Source organism: Halomonas sp. DP5N14-9 (genome assembly GCF_019802175.1).
In the GTDB taxonomy this organism is placed as follows: domain Bacteria; phylum Pseudomonadota; class Gammaproteobacteria; order Pseudomonadales; family Halomonadaceae; genus Halomonas; species Halomonas litopenaei.
The window spans coordinates 243,289-259,256 of the sequence record NZ_JAHVHR010000009.1 but is presented as its reverse complement, the minus strand read 5'-3'; the positions used below and the strand labels follow the sequence as shown (position 1 = coordinate 259,256).

At 65.4% G+C, this 15,968-nt stretch carries 19 protein-coding genes; 15 read left to right on the top strand and 4 right to left on the bottom strand.

What is annotated here, in order from left to right; all coding sequences use genetic code 11:
- Positions 1–26 precede the first annotated feature (26 nt).
- The 4 genes from KUW00_RS07855 to KUW00_RS07840 all read left to right on the top strand — a co-directional run bounded on the left by KUW00_RS07855 (position 27) and on the right by KUW00_RS07840 (position 4,095).
- Positions 27–755, top strand: a complete 729-nt coding sequence (locus tag KUW00_RS07855; RefSeq protein ID WP_222516384.1) for a TRAP transporter small permease subunit — start codon at positions 27–29, stop codon at positions 753–755.
- Complete coding sequence (locus tag KUW00_RS07850) at positions 752–2,053, top strand: TRAP transporter large permease (protein WP_108132151.1); 1,302 nt, start codon at positions 752–754, stop codon at positions 2,051–2,053. The genes KUW00_RS07855 and KUW00_RS07850 overlap by 4 nt, the downstream gene beginning before the upstream one ends.
- A 44-nt stretch (positions 2,054–2,097) precedes the next feature.
- Positions 2,098–3,579: a dihydropyrimidinase gene (hydA, locus tag KUW00_RS07845; RefSeq protein WP_222568738.1), complete on the top strand. Its 1,482-nt coding sequence runs from the start codon at positions 2,098–2,100 to the stop codon at positions 3,577–3,579.
- Positions 3,580–3,912: 333 nt separating this feature from the next.
- Positions 3,913–4,095, top strand: coding sequence for a hypothetical protein (locus tag KUW00_RS07840; protein WP_222568737.1), 183 nt, complete (start codon positions 3,913–3,915; stop codon positions 4,093–4,095).
- A 438-nt stretch (positions 4,096–4,533) separates the two neighbouring features.
- Here the strand turns inward: KUW00_RS07840 and KUW00_RS07835 are convergent, their stop codons facing one another.
- The 3 genes from KUW00_RS07835 to KUW00_RS07825 form a co-directional block, all read right to left on the bottom strand.
- Positions 4,534–5,118 carry a DUF4202 domain-containing protein gene (locus KUW00_RS07835; protein WP_222568736.1) on the bottom strand — a complete coding sequence of 195 codons (585 nt, stop codon included), beginning with the start codon at positions 5,116–5,118 and terminating at the stop codon, positions 4,534–4,536.
- Between the two features lie 56 nt (positions 5,119–5,174).
- Positions 5,175–5,462 carry a hypothetical protein gene (locus tag KUW00_RS07830; protein WP_222568735.1) on the bottom strand — a complete coding sequence of 96 codons (288 nt, stop codon included), beginning with the start codon at positions 5,460–5,462 and terminating at the stop codon, positions 5,175–5,177.
- Positions 5,463–5,821: 359 nt separating this feature from the next.
- Entirely contained in the window at positions 5,822–6,370 is a 549-nt protein-coding gene (locus KUW00_RS07825; protein ID WP_052704403.1) for an outer membrane beta-barrel protein, read from the bottom strand.
- 247 nt (positions 6,371–6,617) lie between these two features.
- On the opposite strand from KUW00_RS07825, the gene KUW00_RS07820 reads away from it, so the two are divergent.
- From KUW00_RS07820 to KUW00_RS07805, 4 genes are read left to right on the top strand one after another with little or no spacing between them, the layout of a single operon-like run.
- Positions 6,618–6,758, top strand: coding sequence for a hypothetical protein (locus KUW00_RS07820; protein ID WP_181248609.1), 141 nt, complete (start codon positions 6,618–6,620; stop codon positions 6,756–6,758).
- Complete coding sequence (locus KUW00_RS07815; protein ID WP_213229372.1) at positions 6,758–7,477, top strand: metal ABC transporter ATP-binding protein; 720 nt, start codon at positions 6,758–6,760, stop codon at positions 7,475–7,477. The genes KUW00_RS07820 and KUW00_RS07815 overlap by 1 nt, the downstream gene beginning before the upstream one ends.
- The gene (locus KUW00_RS07810; RefSeq protein WP_108132148.1) at positions 7,478–8,380 is read left to right on the top strand and encodes a metal ABC transporter permease; all 903 of its coding nucleotides are present in this window, start codon (positions 7,478–7,480) and stop codon (positions 8,378–8,380) included.
- Positions 8,381–8,420: 40 nt separating this feature from the next.
- Complete coding sequence (locus tag KUW00_RS07805) at positions 8,421–9,557, top strand: metal ABC transporter solute-binding protein, Zn/Mn family (protein ID WP_222568734.1); 1,137 nt, start codon at positions 8,421–8,423, stop codon at positions 9,555–9,557.
- A 138-nt stretch (positions 9,558–9,695) separates the two neighbouring features.
- Here the strand turns inward: KUW00_RS07805 and KUW00_RS07800 are convergent, their stop codons facing one another.
- On the bottom strand, positions 9,696–10,661 hold the full coding sequence (locus KUW00_RS07800) for an ABC transporter substrate-binding protein (protein ID WP_108132146.1): 966 nt from the start codon (positions 10,659–10,661) through the stop codon (positions 9,696–9,698).
- Between the two features lie 166 nt (positions 10,662–10,827).
- Between KUW00_RS07800 and KUW00_RS07795 the strand changes: the two genes are divergently transcribed.
- From KUW00_RS07795 to KUW00_RS07765, 7 genes are all read left to right on the top strand, one after another.
- Positions 10,828–11,172: a hypothetical protein gene (locus tag KUW00_RS07795; RefSeq protein ID WP_045993496.1), complete on the top strand. Its 345-nt coding sequence runs from the start codon at positions 10,828–10,830 to the stop codon at positions 11,170–11,172.
- 207 nt (positions 11,173–11,379) lie between these two features.
- Positions 11,380–11,826 carry a C40 family peptidase gene (locus tag KUW00_RS07790; RefSeq protein WP_240184218.1) on the top strand — a complete coding sequence of 149 codons (447 nt, stop codon included), beginning with the start codon at positions 11,380–11,382 and terminating at the stop codon, positions 11,824–11,826.
- A gap of 91 nt (positions 11,827–11,917) precedes the next feature.
- Complete coding sequence (locus KUW00_RS07785) at positions 11,918–12,556, top strand: peroxiredoxin (protein WP_108132145.1); 639 nt, start codon at positions 11,918–11,920, stop codon at positions 12,554–12,556.
- A 226-nt stretch (positions 12,557–12,782) separates the two neighbouring features.
- Positions 12,783–13,829, top strand: a complete 1,047-nt coding sequence (locus KUW00_RS07780) for an ABC transporter substrate-binding protein (RefSeq protein ID WP_045993498.1) — start codon at positions 12,783–12,785, stop codon at positions 13,827–13,829.
- On the top strand, positions 13,826–14,587 hold the full coding sequence (locus KUW00_RS07775) for an ABC transporter permease (RefSeq protein WP_108132144.1): 762 nt from the start codon (positions 13,826–13,828) through the stop codon (positions 14,585–14,587). Before KUW00_RS07780 ends, KUW00_RS07775 begins: the two co-directional genes overlap by 4 nt.
- Entirely contained in the window at positions 14,575–15,363 is a 789-nt protein-coding gene (locus KUW00_RS07770; RefSeq protein WP_083970481.1) for an ABC transporter ATP-binding protein, read from the top strand. Before KUW00_RS07775 ends, KUW00_RS07770 begins: the two co-directional genes overlap by 13 nt.
- Entirely contained in the window at positions 15,360–15,695 is a 336-nt protein-coding gene (locus tag KUW00_RS07765) for a hypothetical protein (RefSeq protein ID WP_045993500.1), read from the top strand. The genes KUW00_RS07770 and KUW00_RS07765 overlap by 4 nt, the downstream gene beginning before the upstream one ends.
- The last annotated feature ends 273 nt before the right edge of the window (positions 15,696–15,968 follow it).

Here is a 15,968-nt window from a genome sequence, read left to right as displayed (position 1 = left end):
GCGGCCCCGTCCCCAGGAGCATCCCGATGTCCGATTCCCGTCCCTCCGGTGCGCATTCGCCACCCGACGCCAGATCGCCCGGCGCTGCATCCGCTGCCGCATCGATGGCTGTATCACCGGACTCCCGGCTCGACCGGGGACTTGCCCGTCTGTCCCGCGGTGCCGCTCTGGCCGCCGGCTACGGCGCGCTGTTGCTGTCTGCGCTGATCACCTTCGAGGTGCTGGCGCGCAAGTTCTTCGCCTTCTCGCTGCAGGGGGTCGACGAGATCGGTGGCTATGTGCTGGCTATCGGTGTCGCCTTCAGCTTCGCCTTCGCCCTGACCCAGCGCGCCCATACCCGGGTCGACGTCCTGCTGACGCGACTGCCGCCCCGGCTGCGCGCCCTGCTCAACCTGGTGGCGCTGGTGCTGTTGTGCGTGTTTTCGCTGTTTATGCTGTGGCGGGCGGGCGCGACCCTGGGCGAGACCCTGGAATTCTCCAGCCTGGCCAGCACCCCACTGCAGACCCCGCTGTGGATCCCCCAGTCGCTGTGGCTGATCGGGCTTTCGGTGTTCGCCATCGTCACCCTGCGAGCCGCCGTCCGGGCCGGAGTCCAGCTAACGCGCGGCCAGATCGGCGCGCTCAACGCCGGCTGCGACCCGCTCAGCGCCGATGACGAGCTCGACGAAGCGCGTCGCCACTATGTTGGCGCGAAGAGTGGCTCGCCTGGCCATTCGGCGGATGGCCAGATAGCCGGCCGGGAGAAGACACCATGATCTCCGTCACCGAGGTACTGCTGGGCTTTGGCCTGATGATTTCCATGATGGCGCTGGGCATCCATGTGGCGGTGGCCATCTTCACCACCGCCGCCCTCGGCGCCATGCTCTACCTGGGTACCCCGCTGCTGTTCTCCTTCGGCGACCTGTTGTGGGGCACCCTCAACGACTTCATCCTGACCGCCATTCCGCTGTTTATCCTGCTCGGCGAGCTGCTGCTGCGGGCCGGCATCACCGAGCGCATGTACTCGGCGCTGTCGGTGTGGCTCAACCGCCTGCCGGGCGGTCTGCTGCACACCAACATCGGCGCCTCATCGGTGTTCGCCGCCATGTCCGGCTCGTCGGTGGCCACCGCCGCCACCATCGGCACCGTGGCCCTGCCGGCCTTCGCCGAGCGCGGCTACAGCGAGCGCCTGGCGCTGGGCACCCTGGCCGCCGGGGCGACGCTCGGCATCCTGATTCCGCCCAGCATCAACATGATCATCTACGGGGCGATCACCAACACCTCCATCGGCGCCCTGTTTATCGCCGGTATCGTACCCGGGCTTGCCCTGGCGGCCACCTTCATGCTGGTCATCATGGGCATGAGCCTGCTGCGCCCCGGGGTCGCCGGCGAGCGCGAGCCGCGGGTGCCGCTGGCCCAACGTCTGCGCTCGCTGGTCGATCTGCTGCCACCGGCGTTCGTCTTCGCCATCGTCATCGGCAGCATCTACAGCGGCTGGGCGACCCCCACCGAGGCCGCCGCCCTGGGGGTGGTGGCAGCACTACTGCTCGCGGCGCTCAACCGCAAGCTGACCATCGCCATGCTTCACGAGTGCTTTCTGTCCATGGCACGCACCACCGCCATGATCATGCTGATCATCTCTGCGGCGTTCTTTCTCAACTATATCGTCGGCATCCTCGGCATCCCCTTCGCCCTGACCCAGTGGGTCTCGGAACTGGGACTGTCGCCGCTGGGGCTGATCTTGGCACTGGTGGTGTTCTACCTGGTGCTGGGCTGCTTTCTCGAGACCCTGTCGATGATGATCGCCACCGTACCCATCGTGGTGCCCATGGTGGTGCAGTTCGGCTTCGATCCGGTGTGGTTCGGCGTATTTCTGGTGATCATGATGGAGATCTCGTTGATCACCCCGCCCATCGGCATGAACCTCTACGTGGTGCAGGGGGTGCGCGGACGCGGCTCGATCGTCGACGTGATGATCGGCAGCCTGCCCTTCCTCGCGGTGATGCTCGCCTTCGTCGCCCTGATCACCGCATGGCCGGCCATCGTGCTGTGGCTGCCGGGGGTGATGGGATGATCGGCGATATCCGCCACGCCTTGGCACCAAGCACCTGAACAACAATGAATAACTCCGGCGCGAGCCGGTCTCTGGAGAGCAAGATGCAACGCCTCGATACTCTGATCACCAACGCCACCGTGATCACCGCCGCCGACCGCTTTGTCGCCGATATCGGCATTCGCGACGGGCGTATCGTCGCCCTCGGCGAAGGACTCGCCGAGGGTGCAGCCCCAGTCGGCGAGACCATCGACGCCAGCGGCCTGTGGGTGATGCCCGGCGGCATCGACGCCCACTGCCACCTGGCCCAGCCGCTGGGTGACGGCGCGGTGATGGCAGATGACTTCGCCAGCGGTACCCGCTCGGCGGCGGCCGGTGGCACCACCACGGTGATTCCCTTCGCGGCCCAGTTCAAGGGACAGTCGCTGCGCGCAGCGGTGGAGGACTACCACCACGAGAGCGACGGCAAGGCGATGATCGACTACGCCTTTCACATGATCGTCACCGACCCCAACGAGACGGTGCTGCGCGAGGAGCTGCCGGCGCTGATCGAGGAGGGTTACAGCTCGTTCAAGATCTACCTGACCTACGACGACCTGAAGCTCAACGACCGCGAGGTGCTCGAGGTGCTGGCGCTGGCCCGCCGCGAGGGCGCCATGGTGATGGTCCACGCCGAAAACGCCGACTGCATCGCCTACCTGACCGAACTGCTGGAAGCCCAGGGCCACACCGCCCCGCGCTACCACGCCGAGGCCCACTCCTCCATCGCCGAACGCGAGGCCACCCACCGTGCGATCTCGCTGGCCGAGCTGATCGACGTACCGCTGCTGATCGTCCACGTTTCCGGCCCCCAGGCGATCGAGCAGATCCGCTGGGCCCAGAGCTGTGGCCTGCGGGTCTACGGCGAGACCTGCCCCCAGTACCTGATGCTGACCGCCGATGACCTGGACCAGGACGGCTTCGAAGGCGCCAAGTGCGTGTGCAGCCCACCGCCCCGGGACCCGGCGGCCCAGCAGGCGGTGTGGGAGGCGCTGGAAAGCGGTGTTTTCCAGGTGTTCTCGTCGGACCATGCGCCCTTCCGCTACGAGGACGACAAGGGCAAGAAGCTGCATGGCGAGGAGGCGAGTTTTTCCTGCATCCCCAACGGTATTCCGGGGCTCGAGACGCGCCTGGCGATCCTGTTCTCGGAGGGCGTGGTCAAGCAGCGCATCGACGCCACCCGCTTCGTCGCGCTGACCGCCACCAACCCGGCCAAGATCTACGGCCTTTATCCGCGCAAGGGCACCATCGCCGTGGGCAGCGACGCCGACCTGACCCTATGGGACCCCGAGGCCCGGGTCACGGTGCGCAACGACGACCTGCACCACGCGGTGGACTACACCCCCTACGAGGGCCTGGAGCTGACCGGGCGGGTAGTCATGGCGCTGTGCCGAGGCCAGGTGGTCGCCCGCGACGGCAAGCCCTGCGGCCAAGCCGGTGACGGCCAGTTCCTGCGCTGCGACAAGCCCACCCCGGCTAGGCCCAGAGGGCAGGCCAAGGGGTTCTAGGGCTAGGTAATGGACGTGTTGTACGGTGGAACAATGTGTCCAGTCAAAAGGAAGGAGTCCCCTCGCCCGCGGCGAACAGAGGGCAGCGAAAGGAGCACGGCGAACAACGCCAAGTTGGCCAAGTTGCTCGCCCCCTTGTCTTTTCCACACGAGTCCCGGGGCGAGGGCCCAGTACCCCCGCCCGGGCGCTGGGCTGCACAGGTGCATCGCTTGTATGTCACTCAACCGGGATAGTATGAGAGGTGTCGCTTCCCCCGAGGCGATAGTTGTACTGTCGCGCGGAGGGCTACAATGGATAGAAGGCACCACGCCGAGAAAGCCTTGTGTGAAGCCATGGAAAAGATCATCGTCGGGATCATCGTCGGCCTGACCATAGGCGCCACGATCAACAGGCACGCCCCGGTGGGGCTGTTACTATTGGCTATAGGCCTGGCCACAGTAACCCTGGCGGGGATTGCCACTTACCTCGGCCATCTGCGCGCGGCCGAAGACGCCGCCAAAGGAGGCAGCTCATGAGTCACAATGCCGCCATCATTGTCCTGGGGCTCATGCCCGCCGTCGTTTTCGGCGTGAGCCTGCTACTGATTCGCTGGCGATACCGCTAGGGCTTGTCTGAAAAGTGCCTGCGCTCGGTAATACGGCGTTAAAAGTCGAATCAACATGCTCATTTACACCCCGTAAACTGCGCTGTCTCACCGATTTTTGCCTTGTCTAACCTTCGCTCGCCGACTTTTCGGACAGAGCCTAGCCTTCGATCTTCCTTCACGCTCACAGAGCCCGAGCCCTCGGCCACCTCTCGCCTCGTGGATTCTGGCGACAACACATCAGCCATATCAACAGAGTCGCGGCCTCCAGACAGCCAGGCGCCCATTCAATCGGTAAGCCCCTGGTACTGGCGCCCTTCCCAGGCTTTCGCGCCCCCCGGCTGCTTGAGCAGCCCACTTGCAACCCTGCCTACCCCAGCGCTTCCTCGACGATGGCGCGGGCCTCGTCGCTCATGGGCAGGCCCAATGCGAGCTGGTGGGCGGCGGGGGACATCTTCTTCCAGGTCATCTGGACGATGCGGATCAGGTGGTCGTGATCGACCTGACGCGAGAAGTCGGCGAAGTAGTTCTCGAGGAACACCAGGCAAGCGCAGTCTTCCACCGCCTGGGTGCCGGGGTCGCGCCCCAGTCCCTGCTTGCGGATCATCCGCGCCACCTCGTCGGCGTCAGCGTCGCTGTAGCCGCAGGCGCGCATCACCTCCGCCGCCAGTTGACCGGCACGCTTGCCCTGGTCACGTCGCCAGGTCAAATAGCCGATGCGGCCCTCTTCATAGTCACTGCGCGGCACCTCCCAGCGTTTCAGGTGCTGGTTGTGCACGGCAAGCTGCACCAGCTCCGGTGCTTCGGGATCGAGACGCTCGAGCCAGGCGCTCATGCGCCCGGCGTGCCACAGCTCCTGGGGCTGTGATGCCCCGTCCACCTCCACGCGGCGAGGGTCCTCGGCATGCAGGGCGTCGAGCCTTGCCTGGGCCTGGTCGAAGGGCGTTGTCGTCATGGGATTCCTCGATGGCGTCGATGCGTTGCCATCATGGTAACGGTCTGACGGCCATCTCAGTAGTCTTGCGCTGCTCCATGGCCGCGCAGATGACGGCAGGCCAGCGCCAGCGGCAGCAGAAAGATGGCGAAGCACCACATCGCGGCGGCAACCAAGACGACAAGTACGAGGCGCGTCCATGGACGCTCAAGGGAGGTCAGCAGCGGGCGAAGCCCCTCGAGCAATACACCCAGCACCAGATCCATGCTCGGCAACAGCATGGCATTGAGTACCCCGGCCCAGATCGCCAGGTCGACGGGCACGCCATGGGGCACCAAGCTGACCAGCGCCAGCAGGGCCAGCACGAGAAGCGCCATCCATCGACAAATGCGGCGAGGTTCCGTCGACAGGGCGGGCAGCTGTGGGAACCGGTGGGGCAGCGTGAGCATGGGGAGCACCGAGCAGGAAGATATTCATACTCTATACTGCTCCTCCCCTACCCCCTTTGACTGACCTTTGTGTGCGTAATCACTTACAACACAATCAGCATGACCTACATCACGTTTTGCGCAGAACGCCCTCTGAACCGACGAAAAATCGTCAATCGACTAGTACCAACGGCCGATACGTGACGCCAAAACAGCGCAGGGCCGACGCTTTGGCGTCGGCCCTGCGGAGTAGAACGCACCTGATGGAAACCGGTACCTGAGTCGCACCCACCAGGCTAGAAGGTATAGACCACGCTGCCGGTCAGGCTATCGACGTGCCCGATCTCGTCGGCATCGATGCGCTCGACCTCCAGACGCCCGGTCACATCGAACAGCTGCACCCGGGCGCCCAGCCCGAATACCGGGTCGGTGCCGGAATAGTCCTTGTTCAGGCCATTGCCGCTGCGGTCGGCGTCCCAGTCCGCCATGCCGGCCTTGCCGTAGACGCCGAAGGGGCCAAAGCTGAAGCCGGCGATGCCCATGGCCTGCAGGCTCTCCACCTCGAGCCGTGCCGAGGTACCGTCCACCTCACCGTCGAGCTCACCGCCGTTGAGGTAGGACAGCTCCGCCCCCAGATCGAGGAAGGGCAGCCAGCCGAAGTTGTAGCCGGCAAAGACCTTGGCCGCCGACGCCTCGTCGTCAAAGTCGTCATCGCCCTGCATCTGGCCAGCGCCGACACCGACGTACAAGCCGGTACTGCCGCCCGCCACGCAGTGGGTCGACGTCAGCAGGGCCAGCCCAAGGGCCGCCCCGACCAGCGCCATCCGCCGCAATATCCGTGACATCCTGAAAACTCCGTAGAAACGTTGTCCTGTTGTGCGAGACCAAGCACACCTGACACTTTATTTCAGTCTATCGTGGGAAGACATTCTTTGCAGTACCGATTGTAGGAAAGTTCCACGCCTGCCTCGAACGCTCTGGCGGCTACCTCAAGTGGATGGCCCGAGGGAGGGAAGTCGTGGAACCCCAGCTATTGTTATGTTATAACTTTCAACCATTTTGCTCGACCGATTCGCCCCGGAGCTACCCTGCATGACCCATCGTCACCGCCCCGAAGGGCCTTGCCACTTCTCGCTGATGTCCCTGTCCATGCGGCGCCGACTGATGCTGGTGCTGATTCCCCTGCTGCCACTGTGGCTGGCGGTGTCCTGGTCCGCCGGATGGTGGCACTGATGTCACGCCTCGTCTTGCATGATCTGCAGTTGGCACGCGGCGGGCGCACCGTGCTCGAACATCTCGAGGGGCGCTTTCAGGATGGCGCCATCACCGCGCTCATCGGCGCCAACGGCGCCGGCAAGAGCACCCTGATCCAGGCCATCATGGGCGACTTAACGCCGGTCGCGGGCCGCGTCGAATGCGCCGTTCCGGCGCCGCGCCGCGCCTGGCTGCCGCAGCAGTTGGCGCTGGACCTGAGTTTCCCGATGAGCGTCGAGGAACTGATCATGACCGGCACCTGGCCGAGCCACGGTGCCTTCAAGGGCTACTGCGCCGCTCACTATCGCCGTGGGCGCGAGATCATGGAACGCCTGGGCATCTCGCGGCTGGCCCACCGCCCGCTGGGCGAGCTGTCCGGAGGCCAGCGCCAGCGAGCCCTGATCGGTCGGACGCTGATGCAGGAAGCCGAACTGCTGCTGCTCGATGAACCCTTTGCCAACGTCGACGTCGATACCGTCGAGATGCTGATGGACGTGCTGCGCGAGATGGCCGAACAGGGGGCGACCCTGATCATCGTGCTGCACGACATGGAGCAACTGGCACGCCTGGCCGATGACGTCCTGATCCTGTCCCAGGGCCACGGCCGCTGGGCCACGCCGGATGCGCTGGTGGAGCGTCACACCGGTCAATTGACCCGCCCACCTCGACTGCCGCTGACCTTTCCTGGATCTGTCTGAATGCTCGACTCGCTGCTTTCCACCCTGTACCTGTGGCTGATCGCCCCTTTCGACTATGCCTTCATGAGCCGTGCACTGCTGGCCAGCCTGGCGCTGTCGCTGGCGGCGCCGCCGCTGGGGGTCTTCCTGATGCTGCGCGGCATGAGCCTGATCGGCGACGCCATGTCCCACGCCATCCTGCCCGGCGTTGCGCTGGGTTTTCTGATGGCCGGTTTCTCGCTGCCCATCATGAGCCTTGGCGGCATGCTGTCAGGGCTATTGATCGCGCTGTTGGCCGGCAGCGTGTCCCAGCTCACCGGCCACCGGGAAGACTCGGCCATGGCGAGCTTCTTCCTGATCTCGCTGGCGGCCGGAGTCATGCTGGTCGCCCTGGGCGGCAGCAGTGTCGATCTGACCCATGTGCTGTTCGGCTCCATCCTGGCGGTGGACACCACCGCCCTGGTGCTGATCACCGGCATCAGTAGCCTGATCGTCATCACCCTGGCGGTGATCTTCCGCGCCCTGGTGGTGGAATGCCTCGACCCGCTGTTTCTGCGCAGCCAAGGCACCAGAAGCGGTCTGGTCCACGGTGTCTTCCTGGGGCTCGTCGTGCTCAACCTTACCGCCGGGTTTCAGACCCTGGGCACGCTGATGGCGGTCGGTCTGATGATGCTGCCGGCCACCACCGCTCGCTTCTGGAGCACGCGCCTCGAGGGCCTGATAGTGCTGTCGGTGGTGATCGCGCTGGGCGCCAGCCTCGGTGGCCTGCTGATTTCCTACCACCTGAGCCTGCCCTCTGGACCGGCCATCATCCTGCTGGCCGGTGTGGCCTATCTGCTGTCGGCGCTGTTTGGCCGCCAGCACAGTCTTTCTGCTCGCCTTCGTCGTCGCGCCACACCGCTGCGCGCCGACGACCACGCCTGACGCGCCCCGCCGTCCCCTGACCAACCGGAGATCAACGTCCATGCCACTGTCACTGCCTCATGCCTTCGTCAAACGCCACGCCTGGATTGCCCTGACGGGACTCGCCCTTGGCCCCCAGGCCGTGGCAGACGAGCCCACCCAGGTGGTCGCCAGCTTCAGTGTATTGGCCGACATGGTACGCACCGTCGGCGGCGACAGGGTCGAGGTCACCTCACTGGTCGGCCCCGACAGCGACCCCCACGTCTACTCCCCTCGCCCGACCGACGCCAGGGCCCTGGCCGAGGCAGACCTGGTGGTGCTCAACGGCCTGCAGTTCGAGGGCTGGATGACGCGCCTGCTCGACGCCAGCGGCTATCAGGGCAAGACCGTTGTCGCCACGGACGGAGTGCCGCTGCTGGCCTATGGCGGCCAATCGCTGCATCGCCAGAAAGAGGAAGGGGCCGAACACGACCATAAAGAGCACGATCATGAAGAGCACGATGGCCACGATCATGACAGCCATGAAGAGCACGGCGGCCATGAAGAGCACGGCGGCCACGGTGATCACGACAGCCATGAAGACCATGAAGATCACGACGGCCACGATGATCACGACAGCCACGACCATGGCGAGTACGACCCCCATGCCTGGCTCGACCTGTCGGCAGGACTGATCTATGTCGCCAATATCCGCGACGGGCTGATCGCCGTCGACCCTGACAACAGCGAGCACTACGCGTCCAGGGCCGACAGCTACATGGAGGATATCCAGGCGGCCCACGACCAGGTGCTCGCGCTGCTCGACGACCTGCCGGAACACGCCCAGGTCATCGTCGGCCACGACGCCTTCGGCCACTTCTCTCGGGCCTACGGCATCGACTTCCTGTCGCCGGTCGGTCTGTCCACCGAAGCGGAACCGTCAGCGGCTGATATCGCGCGCATGGTGGACGTCATCCGTGAACGCCAGATTCCGGCGCTGTTTGTCGAGAACATGTCCAGCCCGGCGCTGATGGAACAACTGTCCGAGGAAACCGGCGTGCCCATCGCCGGCTCACTCTACAACGGCGCCCTGTCCGAAGAAGGGATGACGTCTCACTACCTGGGAATGATCCTGCACAATGCCGAGGTGCTGCATCAGGGGTTGGTCGATGCCGAGGGTCATGACGATAGCCACGATGGCCACGACCACGACCACTGATCCTGCCTCGCTCGACAGCTCGAGTGGACGCCACACGCCGTCCTGTCGACCTGCAGAAAACAAAGGACCGCCCTGGGGCGGTCCTTTCGTCTTTCGCTCCAAACGGCGGTCTTCAGTCGACGCTTGAGGCAACCGACATCAGGCTTCGGGGATCTCCAGTGCATCGCGCACCACGGGCCAGGCCTCCTCGCCGTCGCGCGTGGTGACCCCCTCGAGGAAGCCCTTGGTCTCCTCGGGGTGTTCACGCAGCCAATCGACGGCAACCGCCTCCGGCTCGCGCTCTTCGTAGCTGAAGCCACGGATCATGGCGCTCTGGTCATCGGCGGTAAACACCAGCTGATCGAGCAGACGGGTGGCATTGGGGTGGCTCTCGGCGAACTCGCTGCGCACCAGGGTGCGCACGTCGCTGCGGCCGCCTTCCGGGCCCCACATGTCCTCGGGGTCATCCAGATAACGCACGTCGAACTCGATGTTCATCCAGTGCGGGGTCCAGGCGGCGAACACGATCCACTCTTCACGATCGATCGCCGCGTCCACGGCGCTCAGCATGCCTGGCGTCGAGGTCTCGGACAGGTTCCAGTCGCCCAGACCGTAGGTGTCCTCATCCACCGCGCTGTTGAGCGAGTCGCTCATGCCGGAGCCCACCTCGATGGAATAGATGGTGCGGTCCAGCTTGTCGGCAAACTCTTCCTTGTCCAGATCCTCCGCCGTTTTCACGCCGGCTTCGTAGACGTAGGTGGGTACGGCAAAGCCGAGGCGCGCACCGTCGACGTTGTTGCCAAGGTCCTCGAGCTTGGACTCGCCATCCTCGAAGCTGGCGTCGTACATGCCCTGCTGGGCCGGCAGCCAGGCCGCCAGAAAGGCGTCGAGCTCTCCCTGGCGCAGGGCCTGATAGGTGATGGTGGAGCCCAGCTCTTCCTGGACCGGCTCGTAGCCCAGGGTCTCGAGCAGGGTGGATGCCAGGGCCGTCTTGACCGTTACACCGGGCCAGGCGGGCACGGAAAAACGAACCTGGGCATCTTCCTGGTCCTGAGCATGGGCGCCGAAGGAAGCCGCGAGCGCAATCGAGGCCGCCAGGGCCAAGGGCATGGAATGGTGTCGCATGGTTCACCTGTCGATAGCTGTAGAAGCCATCAACCATACCGGCTCGGCACACCGCCTCAAGAACGCGCCTTCAACGACTGGGTCACGGCACCGCACTTACCTGTTTGCCAGAAGTCCTTTGCTGGACCAGTCTTAAGAGGCCCGTTTCGCCGGAGGAAACACCAAGATGGCTGACATCGACTACACCCTGGAGCGCCAGATTACCCTCAAGGCACTCGCCAAGGCCTTGTCCCGCGGGTTTTCGCCCATCGTCGAGGTGGAGTCGATGGATGGCATCTACACGGTGCGCTTTCATCACGCCAACGGCACCACAGAGCTTGCCGACGACAAGGGGCGAACCCGCACCTTTCTCGGCACCGGCGAGATCCGCGAGTTACTCGGCGGCGTCGGCCTGACCCATGGCGTCCTGACCTGGACCGACCAGTGCGGTGACGAGATGATCGGCGTGGAGGGCAAGGCCATGACCCCCGACGAGATGCTGGCCAACGGCACACGCATCTCCTTTCGTTAGGGGCATCGGCCAGTCGGTCGCGTCCGCCCCTGGTCGCCTTATCATTGTCGTTGTCGCTACGCCTGCGGCGCCAGCGACACATTACGCCTCGGCCCCCTTGGCCTGCCTGGTAGGGCAGAGTACCGTAGAGGGCGCCTCGTCTGTGCAGGGAAAGCCGCAATGACCACTTCGATGCCGTGGTACACCAGGTCCTCTTGGACAGCCCTGATGGCACTGCTGCTGGTACTTCTGGGGGGCTGTGCCTCGGCCCCGCTGAGCACCGATGACGGCGGCCAGGGACTGTCCATGGAACGTGCCCTGATCCTGTCCGAAGCGCGCAGCGCCGTCGGCACCCCCTACCGGTTCGGCGGCAACGATCCGCGCGGGCTGGACTGTTCCGGCCTGGCCCAGATGACGTATTCCCGGGCGGGTATCCCCTTGCCGCGCTCATCCCGGGAGCAATACCGGCGCCTGCCGCCCATCGACGAGGCACGGCCGGGTGATCTTCTGTTCTTCGCTACCGGCAAGGGTCCCGGGGTCAGCCATGTCGGCATCTACGCCGGCGACGATGTGATGATCCACGCGCCCGGACGCGGGCGAACGGTCACCACCACCTCGCTGTCCATAGACTATTGGCAGGATCGCTTCGTCGGGGCGGCCGCGCCAGCGCCCTGACGCTCGCTGTCACGAGGCCGCGCCCCGGTCTCACCGATCGACCCGACGGGTCCGCCTGGGCCCGTCGCCATCAACCGCCAAGGAGACGACCATGACGCTACGACTGGGTGATACCGCACCGGACTTCACACAGGAAAGCACCGCCGGCACCATTCACTTTCATGAGTGGGCCGGTGACAGCTGGGTCATCCTGTTCTCTCACCCCAAGGACTTCACCCCGGTGTGCACCACCGAACTCGGGGAAGTGTCGCGCCTCAAGGGTGAGTTCGACAAACGCAACGCCAAGGCCATCGGCCTGTCGGTGGATCCCATCGAGGATCACCACGCCTGGGCCGGCGATATCGAGGACACCCAGGGCCACGGGCTCAACTTCCCGCTGCTCGCCGACGCCGATCGCAAGGTCAGTGACCTGTACGACATGATCCACCCCAACGCCAACGACACCCTGACGGTGCGAAGCGTATTCATCATCGATCCGGCCAAGAAGGTGCGCCTGACGCTGACCTACCCGGCCAGCACCGGACGCAACTTCGACGAGATCCTGAGGGTGCTGGACAGCCTGCAGCTGACCGACGGCTACAAGGTGGCGACCCCGGTGAACTGGAACCATGGCGACCGTTGCATCATCGTGCCTGCCGTCTCCAACGACGAGGCCAAGACCCTGTTCCCTGAGGGCTGGGACGAACAGCGTCCGTATCTGCGTTTTGTCAAACAGCCCGGCAAGAAGTAAGGACGGAAAGTAGCCGAGGGAGGGACGAGCAGCGCCCCCTCTCTATCTACCGCTACGTCAGACAGCCTGTCCCCTCAGCGATGGCCGCCCCCGGGCGGCCATCGTCGTGTCGGCGTCTTCCGACGCCTAATAAGCATATAACGGATTGATCGCACGCCTGCGTGTCGCCCTCGTCCCCCGATCGTTATCATGCTGATCATTAACTTCATTGCTCCGGGAGGGCTCCATGCCCCAGCTCCTTTACCGCTGGCTGACCGCCGCCGCCCTGCTTCTGCCTGGTACCGCCATCGCCGCCGACGAAGGTCCGCTGGAGGTTGGTTATATGCCGATCCTGCCGGTGGCTCAGCTATTCGTGATGGAGGGCGAAGGCTGGACCGAAGAGGCCGGCCTGGAACTTGAGCTGACACGCTTTTCCAGCGGGCCGGCGATGGTCCAGGCGCTGGCCTCGGGTGATCTCGACGTCATGTACTTCGGTATCGGCCCGGCCATGGTGGCTCGCGCCAACGGGGTACCGATCAAGGTACTGGCGGCCGCCATCCAGGAGCAGATCGGCCTGGTCGCCCGCGGCGAACTGGCCAGCCTGATGGCCGACGCCGACCCGGCCCAGGCCATCGCCGACTTTACCGAGCGCGAAGGCCGTCGGCCCAAGATCGCCACCTTCCCCAAGGGCTCGGTACCCGACACGGTATTGCGCTACTGGCTGGACGAACGCCTGGGCATCGGCAGTGACGCCGTCGAGATCGTCGCCATGGGCGCCGATCGTGTCCAGCAGGCGCTGCTGGCCGGTGCAGTGGACGCCGCCTCGACCCTGGAGCCGATACTCTCCACCGTGACCGAACGCCTCGACGACGCCCAGATCGTGGCCCACGCCTCGGACATGTTGCCGGGTCAACCCGGCGCGGTGCTGGCAGCACGCGAAAGCCTGCTCGAACAGCGCCCCGATGCCGTCAGCACCTTGCTCGAACTTCACCTGCGAGCGACCCACGCCCTGGTCGATACGCCACAGCAGGTCGCCCCCTCGGTGCGCGAGTTCGTCGGCAAGCGTCTGGTGCCGCTGGAAACCGTAGAGGCTGCACTGTCCTCGCCCTTCGCCAACTACGGCGCCGATCCCCACGCGATCGTCGAGGGCACCCGCACCATGCATGACTTCCAGCTGGCCAACGGCACCCTCAAGCAGGGCCTCGACATCGACACTCTGTTCGACACCCGCTGGTACGACGACCTGACCGCAAGCGCTGACGCAGACGCCGAAGAAGGCGACACGAGCCCATGAAGTCGGTATCTCGTAGCCGGCGCACCGGCCTCGGTGCGCTGGGGCTCGTCGCCTTTGTGGCACTCTGGGAGATCTCACTGCGCCTGGGGCTGCTGCCCGGCAATCTGGTTCCGCTGCCCTCTGCGATCCCGACGGTCTTCTGGGGCGAGGTGGTCGACGGCATCTGGTGGGAAGTCGTCAGCTCGAGCCTGTCTCACTACAGCGTAGGGGTGGCCATCGGCTCGCTGGCAGGCATCGCCATGGGCGTAGCGGCGGCCCTGCTGCCGGTGTTCGACGCCCTGCACGCCTGGCTGGCGCGCCTGCTGCGCCCGATCCCGCCACTGGCCTGGATCCCTTTCGCCATCATCTGGTTCGGGATCACGCCATCGGCGGCGGCCTTCATCATCAGTATCGGGGTGTTCTGGATCAACTACTTCGCCAGCTACAGCGCGGTGCGTGCGGTGGACCCCGGCTATGACGAGGTAGCCAGGGCCTTCGGCCAGGGTTCGCTGCTGGCCCGCCTGACCAAGGTCAGCCTGCCCGCGGCGGCCCCCGGCATCCTCGGTGGCCTGCGCGCCGGCCTCGGCCAGGGCTGGATGACCGTGGTCGCGGCCGAACTGTTCGGCATTCCCGGCATCGGCCAGCGCATGATGGAGGCCTCGGGCCTGCTGGCCACCGATATCGTGGTGGTCTACATGCTGACCATTGCGGCGCTCTACGCCCTGTTCGACCTGGGCTTCCTGCATCTGCAAAAAAGGCTGCTGATATGGACACCCTGACAGCCGAACGCAACGCCGACGCCTGCGTGCTCAAGGCCCATGACCTGGCCCTGGGCTTCGGCGGCCAGCGCGTGCTCGAACATGTCGACCTGCGCCTGGCTCCACGGGAGTTCATCGCCATCGTCGGTGCCTCCGGGGTCGGCAAGTCGACCCTGCTGCGGGCACTCTGCGGCCTGCTGCCGGCGGTGGCAGGCGAGCGCTGGCTGGACGAGAGCCCACGTGATGGAGCGCGGCCCTGGTCGATGGTCTTCCAGGCGCCACGGCTGTTTCCCTGGCGACGCATCCGCGCCAATGTGGCGCTCGGGCTAGAGGGACTGGGGCTGTCCCGGGACGAGCGCCAGCGCCGCGCCCTTGCGCCGCTGGAGCTGGTCGGCCTGGGCGACATGGCCGAGCGTTTCCCCTCCACCCTGTCCGGCGGCCAGCAACAGCGTGTCGGCATCGCCCGGGCGCTGGCGGTAAAGCCCCGGGTGCTGTTCATGGACGAGCCCTTCTCGGCGCTGGATGCGATCACTCGCCGTCGCCTGCAGAACGAGTTGATCGACCTGCGCCAGCGCACCGAGGCCGCCATCGTCTTCGTTACCCACGACATCGAAGAGGCGGTGCTGCTGGCAGACCGGGTGATGGTGCTCGGTGGACATCAGGGCGGGGCCCCGGCGCGGGTCATCGACACCCTCGAGATCACGCTGCCCACCGACAATCGCCGTGAGCATTCCGACTTCGGCGCCCAGGTCCATCATCTGGAAACATTGATCGGCGCCGCCCCGGAGGCGTCATGAGCGATACCGGCCTGCCCCCCCGTGAAGCGGGCGATTCACGCTTGAAGGTGATGCTTCACGCTCCCTGCGCCGAGAGTCTTGCCCGCGCCAGGCGCAATGCCCGCAACCTCAAGGCCGCCAGCCCCGAGGCCGAGGTGCTGATCATCACCAACGCCGGCGGTGTGGCCGCCGCCGTCGCCACCCCGGACGACACCGACGCATGGTTAAGACTGTGTCGCAACAGTCTCGACGCCCAAGGCATCGTCGACACCCGGGGACTGGCCATCGTCGAGGCAGCGGTACTCACCCTGGCCGAGGGCCAGCGCCAGGGCTGGGCCTATATCCGCGCCTGACGCACGCGTTTGATCCACGTCCAGACAGACCGCCTTGGCAGGAGGCCATTGCGGTCGCCCTTGCAGATCACCCTTGCTGGTCACCCTTTCAGGTCGCCCTTGCAGGTCGCCCTTGAAGGCGACGACGGAGCCAGGCGCGACGCGCCCTCTGCCCCCACGATTCCCACGCTCTGCCAATGGCGTTCGACCAATGTCGCAGCTCGCCGACTGAACATTTTGCAGATTCGCGCATCAGACCTTGTCACAAATCTTTCAATAAAGCTTAAGCGCGCG